Source organism: Streptomyces sannanensis (assembly GCF_039536205.1).
Taxonomy (GTDB): domain Bacteria; phylum Actinomycetota; class Actinomycetes; order Streptomycetales; family Streptomycetaceae; genus Streptomyces; species Streptomyces sannanensis.
Map to the genome: position 1 here is coordinate 1,295,362 of NZ_BAAAYL010000001.1, position 18,426 is coordinate 1,313,787.

The 18,426-nt window shown below is 71.3% G+C and carries 18 protein-coding genes and 1 pseudogene; 2 read left to right on the top strand and 17 right to left on the bottom strand.

Annotated features, from left to right (window positions below; translation table 11 throughout):
• Positions 1 to 408: 408 nt before the first annotated feature.
• The 7 genes from pheT to infC form a co-directional block, all read right to left on the bottom strand.
• The gene (gene pheT, locus ABD858_RS05915) at positions 409 to 2,934 is read right to left on the bottom strand and encodes a phenylalanine--tRNA ligase subunit beta (protein WP_345035041.1); all 2,526 of its coding nucleotides are present in this window, start codon (positions 2,932 to 2,934) and stop codon (positions 409 to 411) included.
• A complete protein-coding gene (gene pheS / locus ABD858_RS05920) occupies positions 2,934 to 4,061 on the bottom strand; it encodes a phenylalanine--tRNA ligase subunit alpha (RefSeq protein ID WP_345035042.1) in 1,128 nt (375 codons plus the stop codon). The genes pheT and pheS overlap by 1 nt, the downstream gene beginning before the upstream one ends.
• 165 nt (positions 4,062 to 4,226) lie before the next feature.
• A complete protein-coding gene (locus ABD858_RS05925) occupies positions 4,227 to 5,351 on the bottom strand; it encodes a sensor histidine kinase (RefSeq protein ID WP_345035043.1) in 1,125 nt (374 codons plus the stop codon).
• A 52-nt stretch (positions 5,352 to 5,403) separates the two neighbouring features.
• Complete coding sequence (locus ABD858_RS05930; protein WP_345035044.1) at positions 5,404 to 6,258, bottom strand: TrmH family RNA methyltransferase; 855 nt, start codon at positions 6,256 to 6,258, stop codon at positions 5,404 to 5,406.
• 296 nt (positions 6,259 to 6,554) lie between these two features.
• Positions 6,555 to 6,941, bottom strand: coding sequence for a 50S ribosomal protein L20 (gene rplT, locus ABD858_RS05935; RefSeq protein WP_345035046.1), 387 nt, complete (start codon positions 6,939 to 6,941; stop codon positions 6,555 to 6,557).
• Between the two features lie 102 nt (positions 6,942 to 7,043).
• Entirely contained in the window at positions 7,044 to 7,238 is a 195-nt protein-coding gene (gene rpmI / locus ABD858_RS05940; RefSeq protein WP_345035047.1) for a 50S ribosomal protein L35, read from the bottom strand.
• A gap of 101 nt (positions 7,239 to 7,339) precedes the next feature.
• Positions 7,340 to 8,005 carry a translation initiation factor IF-3 gene (gene infC / locus ABD858_RS05945; protein WP_345035049.1) on the bottom strand — a complete coding sequence of 222 codons (666 nt, stop codon included), beginning with the start codon at positions 8,003 to 8,005 and terminating at the stop codon, positions 7,340 to 7,342.
• A gap of 357 nt (positions 8,006 to 8,362) precedes the next feature.
• Here infC and ABD858_RS05950 point away from each other — a divergent pair, with 357 nt between their 5' ends.
• The gene (locus ABD858_RS05950) at positions 8,363 to 8,725 is read left to right on the top strand and encodes a DUF1844 domain-containing protein (protein ID WP_345035050.1); all 363 of its coding nucleotides are present in this window, start codon (positions 8,363 to 8,365) and stop codon (positions 8,723 to 8,725) included.
• A 15-nt stretch (positions 8,726 to 8,740) separates the two neighbouring features.
• Here the strand turns inward: ABD858_RS05950 and ABD858_RS05955 are convergent, their stop codons facing one another.
• From ABD858_RS05955 to ABD858_RS05965, 3 genes are all read right to left on the bottom strand, one after another.
• Positions 8,741 to 9,475: an SseB family protein gene (locus ABD858_RS05955; protein ID WP_345035051.1), complete on the bottom strand. Its 735-nt coding sequence runs from the start codon at positions 9,473 to 9,475 to the stop codon at positions 8,741 to 8,743.
• Between the two features lie 226 nt (positions 9,476 to 9,701).
• The gene (gene mycP / locus ABD858_RS05960) at positions 9,702 to 10,859 is read right to left on the bottom strand and encodes a type VII secretion-associated serine protease mycosin (protein ID WP_345035053.1); all 1,158 of its coding nucleotides are present in this window, start codon (positions 10,857 to 10,859) and stop codon (positions 9,702 to 9,704) included.
• Positions 10,856 to 11,878 carry a hypothetical protein gene (locus tag ABD858_RS05965; protein ID WP_345035054.1) on the bottom strand — a complete coding sequence of 341 codons (1,023 nt, stop codon included), beginning with the start codon at positions 11,876 to 11,878 and terminating at the stop codon, positions 10,856 to 10,858. The genes mycP and ABD858_RS05965 overlap by 4 nt, the downstream gene beginning before the upstream one ends.
• A gap of 142 nt (positions 11,879 to 12,020) precedes the next feature.
• On the opposite strand from ABD858_RS05965, the gene ABD858_RS05970 reads away from it, so the two are divergent.
• Positions 12,021 to 13,223 (top strand): amino acid deaminase/aldolase, encoded by a 1,203-nt coding sequence (locus ABD858_RS05970; RefSeq protein ID WP_345035055.1) that lies wholly within the window; start codon positions 12,021 to 12,023, stop codon positions 13,221 to 13,223.
• Between the two features lie 10 nt (positions 13,224 to 13,233).
• Here the strand turns inward: ABD858_RS05970 and ABD858_RS05975 are convergent, their stop codons facing one another.
• The 7 genes and pseudogenes from ABD858_RS05975 to ABD858_RS06005 all read right to left on the bottom strand — a co-directional run bounded on the left by ABD858_RS05975 (position 13,234) and on the right by ABD858_RS06005 (position 18,400).
• Complete coding sequence (locus ABD858_RS05975) at positions 13,234 to 13,797, bottom strand: GNAT family N-acetyltransferase (RefSeq protein ID WP_345035057.1); 564 nt, start codon at positions 13,795 to 13,797, stop codon at positions 13,234 to 13,236.
• 46 nt (positions 13,798 to 13,843) lie between these two features.
• Positions 13,844 to 14,038, bottom strand: a pseudogene (locus ABD858_RS05980) (hypothetical protein); the annotation flags it as partial.
• Positions 14,039 to 14,071: 33 nt separating this feature from the next.
• Positions 14,072 to 14,488 carry a PIN domain nuclease gene (locus ABD858_RS05985; RefSeq protein ID WP_345035058.1) on the bottom strand — a complete coding sequence of 139 codons (417 nt, stop codon included), beginning with the start codon at positions 14,486 to 14,488 and terminating at the stop codon, positions 14,072 to 14,074.
• Entirely contained in the window at positions 14,485 to 14,721 is a 237-nt protein-coding gene (locus ABD858_RS05990; protein ID WP_345035059.1) for a type II toxin-antitoxin system VapB family antitoxin, read from the bottom strand. Before ABD858_RS05990 ends, ABD858_RS05985 begins: the two co-directional genes overlap by 4 nt.
• Before the next feature lie 143 nt (positions 14,722 to 14,864).
• Complete coding sequence (locus tag ABD858_RS05995) at positions 14,865 to 15,650, bottom strand: 3-oxoacyl-ACP reductase (RefSeq protein ID WP_345035061.1); 786 nt, start codon at positions 15,648 to 15,650, stop codon at positions 14,865 to 14,867.
• A 6-nt stretch (positions 15,651 to 15,656) separates the two neighbouring features.
• Positions 15,657 to 17,027, bottom strand: a complete 1,371-nt coding sequence (locus ABD858_RS06000; protein ID WP_345035062.1) for an aldehyde dehydrogenase family protein — start codon at positions 17,025 to 17,027, stop codon at positions 15,657 to 15,659.
• A gap of 8 nt (positions 17,028 to 17,035) precedes the next feature.
• Positions 17,036 to 18,400, bottom strand: a complete 1,365-nt coding sequence (locus ABD858_RS06005; protein ID WP_345035063.1) for a glutamine synthetase family protein — start codon at positions 18,398 to 18,400, stop codon at positions 17,036 to 17,038.
• Between the last annotated feature and the right edge of the window lie 26 nt (positions 18,401 to 18,426).

Here is an 18,426-nt window from a genome sequence, read left to right on the forward strand (position 1 = left end):
TGGACCGGCCTTCTCGGCCGGAACGATTGTCCCGATCACGCGAGGCTGATGGGGTGTGCGGCCCAGATTTGTCACCCGAACGGGTGCGGTGCGTTTCGCTCGCGTGTACCAGGCGTGCCGCGCTCCGTCAGGTTGACCGGTGTGTCCGTCCTCAAGCGCCGGACGGGCTGGGGGTTGCTGCCGGTTGCCGGGCGCGGCTCCGCGTTGCGGGGTGTGCATGGGCCCCCTTCGACCGCTGCCCGGTTGGGGGTACGACCGGATCTCCGGGCCGCACCCCGACAAGCCCGTCCTGGGGGCACCTCCGGGGTGCCCCCAGGAACGCCGGCCCCGTGGTCAGGGGTAAGTCACCCGGCGGGACGCCGAAGGGGCGCGTCCGGAAGGTCCGGACGCGCCCCCTGAAGCAGCGCGCTACGCTCCGCGCAGCACCGCGCCCGTGCGCTCCGTCGCGAGGGCGATCGCCGTGTCGCGTGCGGCCGATGCCTCCTCGACCGTCAGCGTGCGGTCCGCGGCGCGGAATCGCAGCGCGTACGCCAGCGACTTCTTGCCCTCGCCGAGCTGCTCGCCCGTGAAGACGTCGAACAGCCGGATGGATTCGAGGAGTTCGCCCGCGCCGGCGCGCAGCGCCGCCTCGACCTCCGTGGCCGGGACCTCGGACGCGACGACGAGCGCCACGTCCTGGGTCGCCACCGGGAAGGTGGAGATCCGGGGCGCCTGCAGCGGGCCCTGGACGGCTGCGGCGAGCTGGTCCAGGTCGAGCTCCATCGCGCAGCTGCGCTCCGGAAGGCCCAGCGCCTTGACCACGCGTGGGTGCAGCTCACCGGCGTGACCAATGACGCGCTGCTCGCCGTCGACCGCGACGGAGAGCGTCGCGCAGCGGCCCGGGTGCCACGGACCGTACTGGCCATTGGCGACGATCAGCTCGGCCCCTGCCTCGGCGGCGACCGTACGGGCGGCCTGGATCGCGTCGGCCCAGTCGGCCGGGCGCCCCTTGCCCCACCATCCGGCCTGCTCGCGGGCGCCGGACAGCACCACGGCGGCGTGGCGCGGCTGTGCGGGCAGCGCGTTGTCGAGGTGGGCGATCTCTTCGTCGGTCGGGCGGCGGTCGGCGGGCAGCCGGGCCGCGGTGCGGGCCTCGTCCGGACGGAAGACCAGGCCGGTCTCGAAGAGGGCGAGGTCGTGGCTGCCGCGGCCGTGGTTCCGGCGCAGCGCGCTGAGCAGCCCCGGCAGCAGCGTGGTGCGCAGCGCGGGCTCCTCGTCGGAGAGCGGGTTGACCAGCTTCACCACGCGGCGCAGCTCGTCGTCCTTCTCCAGGCCGAGCTGGTCGAAGACCTGGTCGCCGATGAAGGGGTAGTTCAGTGCCTCGACGTAACCGGCCCCGGCCAGCGCGCGGCCGACGCGGCGGTGCAGTCGCTGCCGCTCGGTGAGCCCGCGGCCGGCCGGCGGCTTCGGCAGCGTCGACGGCAGGTTCTCGTAGCCCTCCAGCCGGATGACCTCTTCGGCGAGGTCGTTCGGCTCGTTGAGGTCGGGACGCCAGGTCGGCACGGTGACGACGAGCTCGTCCTGTCCGACCACATCGCAGCCGACGTCCTGGAGGCGGCGTACGACCGTCTCGCGGCCGTAGTCGACGCCGGCCACCCGGTCGGGGTGGTCGGCGGCCATCGTGACCGTGCGGGGCGCGGACTGCGCGACGATCTCGGTGACGCCCGCCTCCGCGGTGCCGCCGGCGAGCAGCACCAGCAGGTCGACGGTGCGCTGCGCGGCAGCGGCGGCGGCCTGCGGGTCGACGCCGCGCTCGAAGCGCTTGGACGCCTCGGAGGACAGCTTGTGGCGCCGGGCGGTACGGGCGATGGTGACCGGGTCGAAGTGGGCGGCCTCGATGACCACCTCGGTGGTGCCGCGCACCTCGCCGGTCTCCGGGTCGGTCTCGGAGTCGGCGATCTCGGTGTTGGCGCCGCCCATCACGCCGGCGAGGCCGATCGGGCCGCGGTCGTCGGTGATGACCAGGTCCTCGGAGTCCAGCGCGCGGTGCGCGCCGTCGAGGGTGGTGAACTTCTCGCCCTGCGCGGCGCGACGCACACCGATCGGCCCGTTGACGCGGGACCGGTCGTAGGCGTGCAGCGGCTGGCCGAGCTCGAGCATCACGTAGTTGGTGATGTCGACCGCGAGGGAGATCGGGCGCATCCCGGCCTTCTGCAGCCGGCGCCGGAGCCAGATCGGGGAGCGGGACTCGGGGTCGAGGCCGGTGACCGTACGGGCGACGAAACGGTCGCAGCCGATCGCGTCGGAGACCTTCACCGCGTAGCCGAACGAGTTCGGGGCCGGGACGTCCAGCAGGGCCGGGTCGCGCAGCGGAAGGCCGTAGGCAATGGCGGTCTCGCGGGCGACACCGCGCATCGACAGGCAGTAGCCGCGGTCGGGGGTGACAGCGATGTCCAGAACCTCGTCGACGAGCTGGAGCAGCTCGATGGCGTCGGTGCCGACCCCGTGCTCCGGCGGCAGCACGATGATGCCGTGCGAGCTGTCGTCGCCCATGCCCAGCTCGTCGCCGGAGCAGATCATGCCGTGCGAGTTGCGTCCGTACGTCTTCCGCGCGGCGATGGCGAAGTCGCCGGGCAGCAGCGCGCCAGGCAGGGCCACGACGACCTTGTCGCCCTCGGAGAAGTTGCGGGCGCCGCAGACGATCTCCTGGGGCTCGCCGGTCCCGTTGGCCTGGCCGACGTCGACGGTGCAGAAGCGGATCGGCTTCTTGAAGCCCTCCAGCTCCTCGATGGTCAGCACCTGGCCGACCACCAGCGGGCCCTTGAGGTCGCCGCCGAGCTGTTCGACGGTCTCGACCTCCAGACCGACGTCAATGAGCTTGGCCTGCACATCGCGGCCGGACTCCGTGGCCGGCAGGTCGACGTACTCCCGCAGCCAAGAAAGCGGGACCCGCATCAGATCTCCATCCCGAACGGCCGGGTGAACCGGACGTCACCCTCGACCATGTCTCGCATGTCTTCGACGTTGTGGCGGAACATCAGCATCCGCTCGATGCCGAACCCGAAGGCGAATCCGCTGTACTTCTCCGGGTCGACGCCGCAGGCGATGAGCACCTTCGGGTTGACCATTCCGCAGCCGCCCAGCTCGATCCAGCCTTCGCTGCCGCAGGTGCGGCAGGGGCGGTCCGGGTCGCCGACGGACTCGCCACGGCAGACGTAGCAGACCATGTCCATCTCGGCGGACGGCTCGGTGAAGGGGAAGAAGTTCGGGCGGAGCCGGGTCTTCATGTCCGGGCCGAAGAGCGCCTGCACCATGTGGTCCAGGGTGCCCTTGAGGTCGGCCATGGTCAGGCCCTCGTCGACGGCCAGCAGCTCGATCTGGTGGAAGACCGGGGTGTGCGTGGCGTCGAGCTCGTCGGTGCGGTAAACCCGGCCCGGGCAGACCACGTAGACGGGCGGCTCACGGTCGAGCAGCGTGCGCGCCTGGACCGGCGAGGTGTGCGTCCGCAGCACGACACCGGACTCGTCGTCCGCGGTGCCCTTGGGACCCTTGACGAAGAAGGTGTCCTGCATCTGGCGCGCCGGGTGGTCGGGCGTGAAGTTGAGCGCGTCGAAGTTGAACCACTCCGCCTCGACCTCGGGGCCCTCCGCGACCTCGTACCCCATGGACACGAAGACGTCCGCGACGCGCTCCATGAGGGTGGTCAGCGGGTGGCGGGCACCGGTCGGGGTGCGGTCGTACGGCAGGGTGACGTCCACCGCCTCCTCGACCAGCACGCGGGCGTCGCGCTCCGCCTCGAGCTCCGTCTGACGGCCGGCGAGCGCCTTGTTCACGGCACCGCGGGCCTGGCCCACACGCTTGCCGGCCTCGGCCTTGGCGTGCGGCGGCAGGGCGCCGATCTCCCGGTTGGCGAGCGCGAGCGGCGAGCTGGGGCCGGTGTGCGCGATCTTCGCCTCGTGGAGCGCGTCGAGGTCGCCCGCGGCCGCGAAGGCGGCGAGCGCCTCGTCCCGCATGCGCTCGATCTCTTCCGGTTTCAGTGCCTCGACCTCAACAGGGTCGTACGACTTATTGGGTGCCGACATCTCTTCCCGTGCTTCCGATTGGCTGGCGTACTTGCCTATCCGGGGACACCCCCGGACCCCCGTGACTCTCTGCTCGACGCAGCGACGACAGGGACGCAAAGGCGCCAAAGGTCGAGTCTAAAGGTCGCGTGGGGTCGAAGAAGCCCGTGGGCCACCTGGCGAGACTCAGGTCAGATACGCCGGTGCGCCTACGGGCAGGATAAATCGGAACTCGGCCCCGCCACCGGGACCGCGCCCGACGGTGATCGTGCCGCCGTGCGCCTCGACGATGCCCTTGACGATGTAGAGGCCCAGGCCCGTGCCACCGCGCTTGCTTCCCCGCCAGAAGCGGGTGAAGACACGGCCCATCGACTCCTCGGGGATGCCGGGGCCTTCGTCGCTCACGGTGACAGCCGTTCCCTTCTCCGCGTTCTTCGCCTGCTCCGCCGGTGCGGACGCCACTTCGATGGTGACGGTTCCCTCGCCGTGCCGCACCGCATTTTCCAGCAGATTGCCGAGTACCTGGTCGACCTTGTCCGGGTCCGCCCAGAGATCGGGCAGCGGCTGCCGGATGCGGACCAGGAAACGGTCCGGGGCCTGGCCGGAGGCGATATGGGCCTGGACATGCCGGCCGACCGCAGCACATATGTCCACGGGTTGCCGGCGCACCTCGAGCCGGCCCGAATCGATACGGGAGATGTCGAGCAGCTCGGCGATCAGCCGGGTGACCCGGTTGGCGTCGGCGTCGACGGTCTCCAGCATCAGCCTCTTCTGGTCGTCGGTGAATCGCTCCCACTTGGCGAGCAGGGTCGCCGTGAAGCCCTTCACCGAGGTCAGCGGGGAACGCAGCTCATGTGCGACGGTGGCGATCAGCTCGGCATGGCTGCGCTCCGTGCGCCTGCGCGCCTCGGTGCCGCGCAGCGACACGACCACCCGGTGCGGGGGGCCGGCCGGGTGTTCGCGTACGTACCGGGCGGAGACCAGCACCTCTCGGCCCCCGGGGAGCAGCAGATTGCGCTCGGGCTGCCCGGTGCGGGTCGACAGTCCGCCGTACGGGTCGGTGACCCGCCACCAGCGGCGTCCCTTGAGGTCCTCCAGCGGCAGCGCTCGCTCCAGCGGCTGCCCGAGGGCCTGTTCCCGGGGCACGGCGGTGATGCGTACGGCCGCGGCGTTGAAACAGACCACCCGGCCGGTCTCGTCGGCGACGACCAGTCCGTCGGGGAGGTCGTCCGGGTCGATGCCGGTCGGGCCGCTGTCGCCCGAAGGGCAGCGTTCCGTCCTCCCGACCGGCCCGCTCGTGCCGACAGCCATCCCCGTTCCCACCTCTCCGAGCGCACAGTGGGCCCCCGAGCACGCAACACTACTAGGCGGAGGTTACGGAGCGGCACCCTCCCGCAGCACGCTGCGCACGGGCGGAGGCGTAGAGGCAGACCGCGGCGGCGGTGGCGAGGTTGAGGCTTTCGGCCTTGCCGTGGATCGGGACGCGCACCACCGCGTCGGCGAGTGCGCGGGTCTCCTCCGGCAGGCCCCAGGCCTCGTTGCCGAAGATCCAGGCGGTGGGTCCGCCCATGGTGCCCGCGTCGAGCTCGGTGTCGAGGTCCCGGTCGCCCGCGCCGTCCGCGGCGAGGATGCGTACGTCGGCGTCCTGAAGCCCCTGGACGGCCTGCTCGACGGGGACGCCGACGGCGACCGGCAGATGGAAGAGCGAGCCGACCGAGGCGCGTACGGACTTGGGGTTGTAGAGGTCGACGGAGGCGTCGGTGAGGACGACCGCATCGGCTCCGGCGGCGTCCGCGCAGCGCAGGACCGTTCCGGCGTTCCCGGGGTCACGTACGTGCGCGAGGACGGCGACCAGCCTGGGACGGGCCTTGAGGATCTCCTCGAAGGGCGAGTCCAGGAAGCGGCAGACGCCGACCAGGCCCTGCGGGGTCACGGTCTGCGAGACATCGGCGAGCACCGCGTCCGAGGCGTAGTGCACCCGGGCCCCGGCGGCACGGGCGGCGTCCATGATCTCGGCGTACCGCTCGGCGGCCTCGACGGTGGTGAACAGCTCGGTCAGCGTCGGCTCGCCGCCGCTGCGGTGTTCCACGGCCTCCCGCACGGCCTGCGGCCCCTCGGCGATGAACCGTCGCTCCTTGCCGCGGAAGTGGCGCTTGGCCAGCCGCCGGGCGGCGATGACGCGCGGCGAACGCGGGGAGATCAATTCCGGGGTGCGCATGGTGCGGCTCTCTTGCTCTGGTTCCGCCGGCGGGCCGGCGAGCGGCCGGCCGCACGGCACGGATGGCTGGGGGTTGCGCCCCGCAGCCCCGGGTCCCGGGGCCGGCGCGGGGAGCTCGGGTGCGGACGAGGAACGACTGCCCCACAACCACCGGCCGGTTCCGGAGCCGCCCCGGCGGATGCGGGGCGGGAGCCCCGCGCGGGGGCGGGGCGAAGGCCCCGGGTACTGGCAACGCACCGGACCCGCAGGCGGCATGCACCTGCGGGTCCGGCGGGAGTGCCAGGAAGGCGCCTGGATCAGGCAGCGACCTTCGGGGCGTTGACGTCGCTCGGCAGCGCCTTCTGGGCGACCTCGACGAGCGCGGCGAACGCGTTGGCGTCGTTGACCGCGAGCTCGGCCAGGATCTTGCGGTCCACCTCGACGTTGGCGGCCTTCAGACCCTGGATGAAGCGGTTGTAGGTGATGCCGTTGGCGCGGGCAGCGGCGTTGATGCGCTGGATCCACAGCTGACGGAAGTCGCCCTTGCGCTTCTTGCGGTCGTTGTAGTTGTAGACCAGGGAGTGGGTGACCTGCTCCTTGGCCTTGCGGTACAGGCGCGAACGCTGACCGCGGTAACCGCTGGCCTGCTCGAGGATCGCCCGGCGCTTCTTGTGGGCGTTGACTGCCCGCTTGACGCGTGCCACTTGTTAACTCCTTGTAGCGGGGCCGTGGTTCAACTCACACGGCCCGAGAACGAATGGGTCCCGGTCTCGACGTTCCGCCCCCGTCACGGGGGCGGAGGAACGTCACTTGCCGAGAAGCTTCTTGATCTTCGCGGCGTCGCCCGGGGCCATCTCGGCGTTGCCGGTGAGGCGACGCGTCAGCTTGGACGACTTGTGCTCGAGCAGGTGGCGCTTGCCGGCGCGCTCGCGGAGCACCTTGCCGGAGCCGGTGATCTTGAAGCGCTTGCTGGCACCGCTGTGCGACTTGTTCTTCGGCATAGCGCCGTTCTCTCCTCGTCAGTGGCGCTCCCGCCCGGTCCGGAGACCGGCACACGGGAGCGTCATATCAATCGGTTGTTGTCCTGGACTGACGCCCGGACTCAGGCCTCGGCGGGCTCGTCGGTGGACTGCTCCGCCGGAGCGGACTGACCCTGGCGCTCCGCCTTGCGGGCGGCCTGCGCCTCACGGGCCTCGGCCATCGCCTCGGTCTTCTTCTTGTGCGGACCGAGGACCATGATCATGTTGCGGCCGTCCTGCTTCGGGTTCGACTCGACGAAACCGAGCTCCTGGACGTCCTCCGCCAGACGCTGCAGCAGTCGGTAGCCGAGTTCCGGCCGGGACTGCTCGCGACCACGGAACATGATCGTGATCTTGACCTTGTCGCCCTGCTTGAGGAACCGGACGACATGACCCTTCTTGGTGTCGTAGTCGTGCGGGTCGATCTTCGGCCGGAGCTTCATCTCCTTGATGACCGTGTGCGCCTGGTTCTTGCGCGCCTCACGGGCCTTCATGGCCGACTCGTACTTGAACTTCCCGTAGTCCATGAGCTTGCACACGGGCGGACGGGCGTTCGCCGCGACCTCGACCAGGTCCAGGTCGTACTCCTGCGCAAGCTCCAGTGCCTTGGCAAGCGGCACAATGCCCACCTGCTCGCCACTGGGACCGACAAGTCGCACCTCGGGAACGCGAATCCGGTCGTTGATGCGGGGCTCGGCGCTGATGGATCCTCCTCGGTAGCACCACGCGACGGCCTGGCGGGCGGTCACGCAACGTCTGTTTCAACAGACCAACCGCGCCGGTGCATGAAAAATGCCCCGGACGGACACAGGCGGAGCTCCATGAATACCGGAACACCGCCGCGTAGGCCGCGGGGCGCACATCGGACGGCTCCATCGCCCGTACGGAACGATGGGGACCGTCTGACCGGTGACCCGCCGCCCTTGAGGGCGGCCAGGTGGGAGATCGGAGCCTCCACTTGTGGGCCGGACACATTCGCGTCCAGCCGGTCGTCACACAAGGTTAGCAGCTCCGGCCAGGACCGGCGAATCCTCCGCCGGAAGCGGCGGGCCGGAGCGCCACGGATGCGGACCGAGCACCGCGTGGCACCGCCTATCGTGTGAGGCATGACAGACCCCACCCCCGCCGCCGCGACCCCCGACTTCGACACCATGACCCAGGAGATCGCGGAGGTCCCTGCGGTCGCCGTGATCGTCGAGGCCGCGGTGACCCTCATGAGCGCCGCAGCCGTGAAGCTGGGCCTCAGCGAGGACGGCGACCAGTACAAGGACCTCGACGAGGCCCGCAAGCTGATCCACTCCCTGGCCGGCCTGCTCGACGCGAGCACGACCGAGGTCAGCTCCTTCCACGCCGCGCCGCTGCGCGACGGACTGAAGTCGCTCCAGCTGGCCTTCCGCGAGGCCTCGCTGGTTCCGGACGAGCCGGGCCAGGGCCCCGGCGAGAAGTACACGGGGCCGGTCTTCGGCTGATCTTCCTATTCGACGCTACTCACGTACGAACAGGGGCTCGCCCGGAGGCGTGACCTCGGCCGGCAGCAGTGCCAGGTCCAGGCCGCGCACCAGGCGGGCCCTCAGCGTTTCGTCGGCCGCCAGCGCCTCGGCGACCCTCCGTGCAGCCTCGGCCGGCGCCGCGTCCGGGGCCAGCACCAGCGCCAGGGTGCCGTCCATGCCCTTACGCGGGCCGAGGTGGGCCCGGAGCACCGCGGTCTCGGCGGCCACCGCGGCCCGTACCGCCTCGATGACGGCCGGGTCGGCGAGTGGGTCCGTGGTGGTGCGTCCCTCGGCGAGGGCCAGCAGCGCGGCGCCCTTCAGCTCGTACGGCACCGGGCCCGCCATGTCGAGGACGACCGTGTCGGCCTTCTCGTGCGCGGCGGCCTGGAGCGCCTGGTGCAGCGGTACGGCGACGGGCCGCGCCCCCGGGTCCCAGAGGGCGAGCGAGGCGATGGAGGTGAAGGCGGGCAGCGCCTTGCGGTCGCCCGCGTTGAGGGTGGGCACGGCCATGTCGCTGGTCTTCTCGCGGCGCAGGCCGTTCTCGTCCAGCTCGACCTCGCCGAGCACGGCGACGACCGGGACGAGAAGGCGGGCGCCCTTGAGCGCCGCGAGCACCTGTGGTTCCGCCTCCCTGTCCGCCGCCCAGGCGGACAGGGCCGCTGCCAGCCGAGGGTCGGCGGAGCCGTCGTCGTCGGAGTAACCGGGGTCCGGGATGTTCTTGAGCGCCACGCGTGGCAGCGTAGCCGCTTGGTCGGTGCCGCCCTGGACCCGGGGCACGACTGCCCGGCCGACCCGGCGGGGCGTGGACACATGCACCCCCACCCCGCTCCTTCCCGGCGGCGTCGATGAGCGGTTTCGCCGCGTGGGACACAACACCGGCCCACTGCGCGGTGGGAGGCAGCATCCTGCCCGGCCGCCGCCGAAGAACCGGGGCCCCCGTTCGGGAAAGCCGTCCTCAGACGCCGGACGGGCCCGCGCCGCGGCGCAGCAGGGCCGCCGCGGCGAGCAGGGCCGCCCCTGTGGCCGCCGCGAGCCGGACCGGCCAGTCGGGGCCGCCGCCGGCATCGCGCGGCTCGTCCGGGCCGCGGCCGAAGTACTGCTTGTCGTAGCCTGCACGGGCCGCCGCGGTGGGGCGTGCCTTCGCCGCCGAGCGGATCGCGGCCGCCGGATCGACCATGCCGTGGCCGCGCGCGTCGTCGCGGCCGCCCTTCGGGTTGTCGCGGGCCGTGTCCGCGAGCAGTTGCTTGATCTGGGCCGGGGTCAGTCCGGGGTGCGCGGAGCGTACGAGCGCGACGGCGCCCGAGACGAAGGCCGAGGCCGCGCTGGTGCCCCAGCCCTCGTAATACTTCCTGTCCGGGGCGGCGATCACGACGTCGACGCCGGGTGCGCTGACCGTGGCGTACCAGCGACGGGTGGAGAAGGAGGCGTGCGTGCCGTACCGGTCGACGGCGGTGACGGCGATCACGCCCGGGTAGGCCGCCGGGTACGAGATGTGGTCGCCCTTCTCGCCGCCGTTGCCGGCGGACGCGACGACGACGGCGCCTTTGGAGAGGGCGTACTGGACGGCGGCGTCCTCGCTCTTCTCCGGATGGGCGGACTCACTGTCGTCGCCGAGCGAGAGATTGATGACATCGGCCCCGTGATCGACCGCCCATCGGATGCCCTCGGCGAGCGCGCTGCCGCGCGTCTGGCGGGCCCGCTTGCGGGCCGGGTCGCTGCCCTCGAGGATCACCCTGACCGGGAGTATCTTCGCCTTCGGCGCGACGCCGAGTACGCCGTCGCCGCGGCCGGGCCCGTGCCCGTGGCCGGCGATGATCCCGGCCATCGCTGTGCCGTGCCCGGCCCAGGCGCGGTCGCCGGGGCCGGCGCCGAAGCCGATGAGGTCCTTACCGGGCAGGACCTGGCCCGCGAGATCGGGGTGGGTGGCGTCGACACCGGTGTCGAGGACGGCGACGGTGATGCCCTCGCCCTGGGTGGTGCGCCAGGCCTGCTCGGTGTGCATGGCCGCCAGTTCCCACTGCCGGGCGCGTATCTCGTCCGCGTGGACGGGAGCGGCGGGCAGCAGCGCGATGACGGTGCCCGCTGCCAGGGCTGCGACGGCGCGGCGGGTCATCCGGGCTTCTCCGTGACGGTGGTGACGGTCTTGCGCAGCGCCCGTTCGACGCGGTCCGCGATGCCCTTCGCCTCATGGCCCAGGCCCGCCTGAGCGACGGCCGTCGTCGCCCCTTCGGCCATGGCCTTGTCGACGGGCTGCGGGTCACGGACGGTACGGCCGTCCGCGAAACCGGAGACGGCGTAGACGACAACGGGCACATCGGTGAGCACGCGTACGGTCCAGCTCGCACGCTGATGGGGGCCGAAGCCGGCGGCAGCGGTGCCCTCGACCGGGTAGGTGCGGGGCAGCAGATCGGTGCGTTCCGCCAGCCGCTCCGCCGTGAACCTGGTGCGCAGGGCCTTCATCGCCGCGGTGTCGGCCTCGGTGAAGACCATGCCGACCGTGGTGACGCTGCTGCCGGTGGCGTCGGCGTAGGTGGCGCGCACCAGGCGCCGGCAGCCGACGGGTGCGAGGGCGGTGTCCAGGAGGGGGTCGAGAGCGTCGGAGCAGCCGCTGTCGGGCGCGACGGCGACCCGGGTCCAGTTCCGGTCGGCGCCGCCGGGGCCGGCGTCGGTGCCGTGGAGGGTGCGGGGGAAGAGGGTGTCGACAGGAGTGCTGTGCCACAGGGAACGCGCCTCGTCGTAGGACCGCTCGGCGGCGGTCCGCTCGTCGGTGTCCCGGGTGAGCCAGCTCCCGGCGGCCGCGCCGCCGATCAGCCCGGTGCCGAGTACGGCACACACGGCAGCGGCCACGGTCCTGCCCGGCCGGCGGCCCGCCACGGGCCGCAGCCGTACGGTCGTCTCGGCGGGTGCCTCGGGCGGCACGGGGTGCGCGGGGTGCGCGGGCGGTCCGGCCGGGCGGGGTGTCCCGGCGGGAGCCGGGACGGATATGAGACGCAGCCGGGTGGTGGTCTCGGCGCTGTACGCGGGCCGTTCCGTACCGGCAGGGCGTCCGGGGGTGTCGCCGTCGGCGTCGGGCGGTGCCGAGGGGGCGGCCGGCGAAGGAGAGTCGGCGGGGGAGGGCGCGTCAGTGGTCATGCGCTCCCCCGGGTGTCGTCGTGCGGTGTGGGCGTCACTCTACGGGCCGGCGTGGAGCCGCGGGGCGTCGGTCCCGGGGGCCGCGGCATCTGCCCCGAACATCCCTCTACCCATGAGTAGGAACGTCTGACAGGCTGCGGTCATGAGTGCCCGTGCTGCCGACCGCGCCCGGTACGACCGGGCGACCGCGCGCCTCGACGCGCCACTCGCCGTCGTCGACCTCGAGGCCTTCGACGCCAACGCGGCGGATCTCGTACGGCGCGCCGCGGGCAAGCCGGTCCGGGTGGCGAGCAAGTCGGTGCGCTGCCGGGCGCTGCTGGAACGGGTGCTGGCGCGAAACGGGTTCGCCGGGATCATGTCGTTCACGCTGGCCGAGTCGCTCTGGCTGGCGCGGGCGGGCTTCGGTGATGTGCTGCTGGCGTATCCGTCGGCGGACCGGGCGGCGTTCGCGGAGCTGGCCGGGGATGCCAAGCTCGCGGGCGCGGTGACGGTGACGGTCGACGATCCGGCGCAGTTGGAGCTGATCGACGGCGCGCGTGACGGGGGCCGCGAGGAGATCCGGGTGTGTCTGGAGCTGGACACGTCCTTGCGGCTGCTGGGCGGACGGGTCCGGGTGGGGGCACGGCGGTCGCCGCTGCACTCCGCCGCCGAGGTGACCGACGTCGCCCGGACCGTCGTCCGCAGGCCGGGCTTCCGGCTGGTGGGGCTGATGGCGTACGAGGCCCATGTGGCCGGGGTCGGGGACGCGGTACCGGGGCGTCCGGTGCGTTCGCGGGCGGTCCGGCTGATGCAGGCGGCCGCGCGCCGCGAGCTGGTGGTACGGCGCGCCGAGGTGGTGCGGGCGGTACGGGCGGTGGCGCCGGACCTGGAATTCGTGAACGGCGGCGGCACCGGCAGCGTCCAGCACACGGCCGCCGAGGACGTGGTGACCGAGATCGCGGCCGGATCCGGGCTGTTCGTACCGCGGCTGTTCGACAACTACACGTCGTTCACGGGTCGTCCGGCGGCGCTCTTCGCGCTGCCCGTGGTGCGCAGGCCGGGTGTCGGCGTGGTGACGGTGCTCGGCGGCGGATACCCGGCCTCCGGGGTGGCGGGTGCGGACCGGCTGCCGGTGCCGTATCTGCCGGAGGGGCTGCGTTACGACCCGCAGGAGGGGCCGGGCGAGGTGCAGACGCCGCTGCTGGGATCCCCGGCGGACGATCTGCTGATCGGCGACAAGGTGTGGTTCCGGCATGCAAAGGCCGGGGAGCTGTGCGAGCGGTTCACGGAGCTGCATCTGATCGAGGGCGACCGGGTGACGGCGACTGCGCCGACGTACCGGGGCGAGGGCCGGACGTTCCTCTGAGGAGGCTGCCTCAGACTTCCCGCAGCTCCCACTCGGCGCGGGTCAGGGCATACTCGACTTCGCCGTGCTCGGATCCTTCGATCGCGTCCGGCCAGTCGCCGAAGTAGCTACGGACGAAGGTGAGGCCCGACTTCTCCATCACCCGGCGCGAACGGGTGTTCACGGCCATCGTGTTCGCGGTCACCCGCCGCACCCCGAGGTCGCTGAAGCCCTTGCGGATCAGCGCGCGCGATCCTTCGGTCGCGTAGCCGCCGCCCCATGCGGCCCTGCGCAGCCGGTAACCGAGTTCGACCTCGTCGGCACTGTGGTCCTCCAGCGGGCGGAATTCGAACCAGCCGAGGAAACTCCGCGTGGCCTTGTCCTCCGCCGCCCAGAAGCCGCAGATGCCGAGGCACGGGTAGTGGTGGAGAAGCCGTGGCAGATGCCGGTCCCGGACCGTCTCACGGGGCGTCGGCCGGCCTCCGTTGATGAACCGCATGACATCGGGGTCACTGTCAAGGTCGACCAGATGGTCCACGTCGGCCTCGGTGAACCGGCGCAGGACCAGCCGGTCGGTCTCCAAGAACACAGTCATGGCGCGATCTTCACGCTCAGCCGCGCCGAGTGCGAGCGAATTCCGCTCAGCTCGGTCCGATGCTGCTGCCGACGCCGCCGCTCGTGCTGTTGCCGATCAGGCGGATGCCCCGGGTGATCCGGTCCCTGCCGGCCAGAGGCGGGCCGTCCGGGCCCGAGTCGAAGGCGAACCTGACGATGATCACCGCCTCGGAGCCGACGCTAGACGGGAAGACGAGCGACTGGACATAGCCGCCGGGCCCGGCGGGCGGCGGCGGAGGCCCCAGGACTGGTGATCAGGCGACCGGGTTCCGTACGTCCTGCTGGTCTACATCTTTGAGGACGCGGGCGACCGTGGCGAAGTCGTTGTCCCGATGCAGGATGGTCAAGCCATGGTGTACGGCTGTAGCGCACAACAAGAGGTCAATGCCCCCTGCCGCACGGTGCTGGCCTTTCTGGGTCAGTTTGTACTGAGCGGCGTCCACCCACCGCCATGCGCCTTTCGGTACGTTCACGGTGCCGAACATGTCGGTCAGGTCTTGATCCATCTCGTTGCGGTCGTCCGGACCGACGGCGCCGAAAAGGATCTCTGTCCGGGTGGCCTCGCATATGCCGATGGCGCCCGTTTCGATCTCCGCGTCCCAGCGTCTCTGAGCTGCGGGATCGGTGCCAAGGTGGACGTATGCGCTCGTGTCGATGAGGTAGGTGATCACTCGGCGGCCTCGCCGTGCTGAGCGGCCTTACGGGCTTCCCAGAGCCGGCGTGTGGACTCCAGTTCGCCCCGCGCGCCACGCTCCGCGAGACGCTGGAAGGCGGCCCGGCGGCGGTGACGCCTTATGACCTCTTCGAGTGCCGTATTGATCGTGTCCTTTTTCGTGGTGGTGCCGAGCAGCCGTGCGGCCTCGGCGAGCACCTCGTCGTCCAAGTCCACGTTCGTGACGCCCATGATCGACCCTCACTGTGTGCCATGTGGGAAGACTTCCCACTACTCCCACATTATCGGGTCTGGCCTTCTTCCGGTTCAAGCCCCCGCCGGCTCCGGATCACCCAAGGGACGGGGCGAGGAACCCCGCCCCCGGGCGGCGTGGCCTACAGCGGGGTGACGTACGCCCCGGAGATACCTCCGTCGACCAGAAAGTCCGTCGCGTTGACAAACGAGGAGTCGTCGCTCGCCAGGAACGCCACCGCCGCAGCGATCTCCTCGGCCTCGGCGAAGCGGCCGGCCGGGATGTGCACCAGGCGGCGCGCGGCGCGCTCGGGATCCTTGGCGAACAGCTCCTGCAGCAGAGGTGTGTTGACCGGCCCCGGGCACAGTGCGTTGACACGGATGCCCTCGCGGGCGAACTGCACGCCCAGCTCACGGGACATGGCGAGGACGCCGCCCTTGGACGCGGTGTACGAAATCTGCGACGTCGCCGCACCCATGATGGCCACGAAGGACGCGGTGTTGATGATGGATCCCTTGCCCTGGCGCTGCATATAGGGGATGGCGGCCTTGCAGCACAGGTACACGGACGTGAGGTTGACCTCCTGGACCCGCCTCCAGGCCTCCAGGCCGGTCGTGAGGATGGAGTCGTCGTCCGGTGGGGAGATACCGGCGTTGTTGAAGGCGATGTCGACACTGCCGTACGTGTCGTACGCGGTCTGGAAGAGCTCCTCGACCTGCTCGGCGTCGGTGACGTCGACCTTGACGAAGGTGCCGCCGACCTCCTCGGCAACGGCCTTGCCGGCCTTCTCGTCGATGTCGCCGCAGACGACGTTCGCGCCCTCGGAGGCGAGGCGGCGGGCGGTGGCGAGGCCGATGCCGCTGCCGGCGCCGGTAATGACGGCGGTGCGGCCGACCAGGCGGCGGCAGATGTTCGCTTCGGTGGTCATGGGTGCTCAGGCCTCCGTGCTGATGAAGACGTTCTTGGTCTCGGTGAAAGCGGTGAGGGCGTCGGGACCGAGTTCGCGGCCGAGTCCGGACTGCTTGTAGCCGCCGAAGGGGGTCCAGTGGCGGACGCTGGAGTGGGAGTTGACGGAGAGGTTGCCGGCGGCGACCCCGCGCGAGACGCGGACGGCGCGGCCGACGTCACGGGTCCAGATGGAGCCGGACAGGCCGTACTCGGTGGCGTTGGCGAGACGTACGGCGTCGGCCTCGTCCTCGAAGGGCAGGACGACGGCGACGGGGCCGAAGACCTCCTCGACGGCGACGGGCGCGTCCGGGGAGACGCCGGTGACCAGGGTCGGCGGGAACCAGAAGCCGGGGCCTTCGGGTGCCTTGCCGCGGATGACGGTGAGGTCGTCGGTGACGTACGAACGTACGCGTTCCAGCTGGGCCCTGGAGATCAGCGGGCCCATCCGGGTCTTCTCGTCCGCCGGGTCCCCGACGACGACGGACTCGATCGCGGGGACCAGCAACTCCAGGAAGCGGTCGTACATCGTGCGCTGGACCAGGATCCGGGTGCGGGCGCAGCAGTCCTGGCCGGAGTTGTCGAGGAACGACATGGGCGCGGCGGCCGCGGCGGCCTCGATGTCGGCGTCGGCGAAGACGATGTTGGGGCTCTTGCCGCCGAGTTCGAGGGTGAGCCGCTTCACGCGGTCGGCGCACTTGGCCATGATCTGCTTGCCCACCCCGGTGGAGCCGGTGAACACGATCTTGGCGACGCCGGGGTGCTCGACCAGGGCGTTGCCCGCGATATCGCCCGCGCCGGGCAGCACCTGGAAGAGGTGCTCGGGCAGCCCGGCCTCCAGGGCGAGTTCGGCGATCCGGAGGGCGGTGAGCGGGGTCGTCTCGGCGGGCTTGAGGATGACGGCGTTGCCGGCGGCGAGCGCCGGGGCGGTGCCCCAGGCGGCGATCGGCATGGGGAAGTTCCAGGGCGCGATGACGCCGACGACGCCGAGCGGTTCGAGGAAGGTGACGTCCAGACCGCCGGGGACCGGGATCTGCCGGCCGCTGAGCCGCTCCACTCCCCCGGCTGCGAAGTCCAGGAGATCGCGGACGTTGCCGGCCTCCCATCGGGCGTTGCCGATGACATGGCCCGCCTCGCGGACCTCCAGCCGGGCGAGTTCCTCGATGTGCTCGTCCACGACGGCGGCAAAGCGCCGCAAGCCACGGGCGCGGTCGCCAGGCGCGAGGCCGGCCCATGCCGCCTGCGCCTTCGTGGCCCGTACGACGGCGGCGTCGACGTCCTCGACGGTGGCTCCGGGGACGGTCGCGATGACCTCCTCGGTGGCCGGGTCGATTACCTGAAGCTCGTACGAGTGCGACAAGGAAGGCCTCACATGCGTTCGAAGGAGCGGAAGCGCTCCCAGTCGGTGACCGCGGCGTCGAAGGCGTCCAGCTCGACGCGCGCCATGTTGCTGTAGTGCTCGACGACGTCGTTGCCGAAGGCGGCCTTGGCGATGGGGCTGTTGGCCCACAGCTCGGCGGCCTCGCGGAGGTTGGTGGGGACGTGCTCGAAGTCGGCGGTGTAGGCGTTGCCGGGGCAGGGCTCGGGGAGTTCGAGCTCGTTCTCGATGCCGTACAGGCCTGCGGCGACCATGCCGGCGACGGCGAGGTACGGATTGACGTCCCCGCCGGGGAGGCGGTTCTCGAAGCGCATCGAGCGGCCGTGGCCGACGACGCGCAGGGCGCAGGTGCGGTTGTCGAAACCCCAGGCGACCGCGGTGGGGGCGAAGGTGCCGGGCTGGAAGCGCTTGTACGAGTTGATGTTCGGCGCGTGGAGCAGGGAGAAGTCGCGCAGTGCGGCGAGCTGTCCGGCCAGGAAGTGACACATGACCGGGGACATCCCGCCCGGCCCGTCGCCGGGCATGACATTGGTGCCGTCGGCGTCCTGGAGCGACAGATGGATGTGGCAGGAGTTGCCCTCGCGCTCGTTGAACTTGGCCATGAAGGTCAGCGCCATGCCCTCCTGGGCGGCGATCTCCTTGGCGCCGGTCTTGTAGACGGCGTGCTGGTCGCAGGTGACCAGGGCCTCGTCGTAGCGGAAGGCGATCTCGTGCTGCCCGAGGTTGCACTCGCCCTTGGCGGATTCGACGGTCAGGCCCGCGCCGGCCATGTCGTTGCGGATGCGGCGCAGCAGCGGCTCGATGCGGCCGGTGCCCAGCACCGAGTAGTCGATGTTGTACTGGTTGGCCGGGGTGAGATCGCGGTAGGCGCGGTTCCAGGCCTGCTCGTACGTGTCCCTGAAGACGATGAACTCCAGCTCGGTGCCCACCTGGGCGGTCCAGCCCCGCTCGGCGAGCCGGTCGAGCTGCCGGCGCAGGATCCGGCGGGGCGCGGCGGCGACAGGTGAGCCGTCGTTCCATGCGAGGTCGGCGATGAGCAGGGCGGTTCCCTCGTTCCAGGGGACGCGCCGCAGCGTGCCGATGTCGGGGTGCATGGCGAAGTCGCCGTAGCCGCGCTCCCAGGACGACATCGCGTATCCGTCGACGGTGTTCAGGTCGACATCGACGGCGAGCAGGTAGTTGCAGCCCTCGGTGCCGTGCTCGAGCACCTCGTCGAGAAAGAAGGATGCGGCGAACCGCTTGCCCTGAAGTCTCCCTTGCATATCGGGGAACGTCAGGACGACAGTGTCGATCTCACCGCTTCGGACGAGAGCACGCAGCTCCTCGACTCCGAGCGGGGCTGTGCGGTCTGCCACGGGAGGGCCTCCTTCGGTCAGCCGAG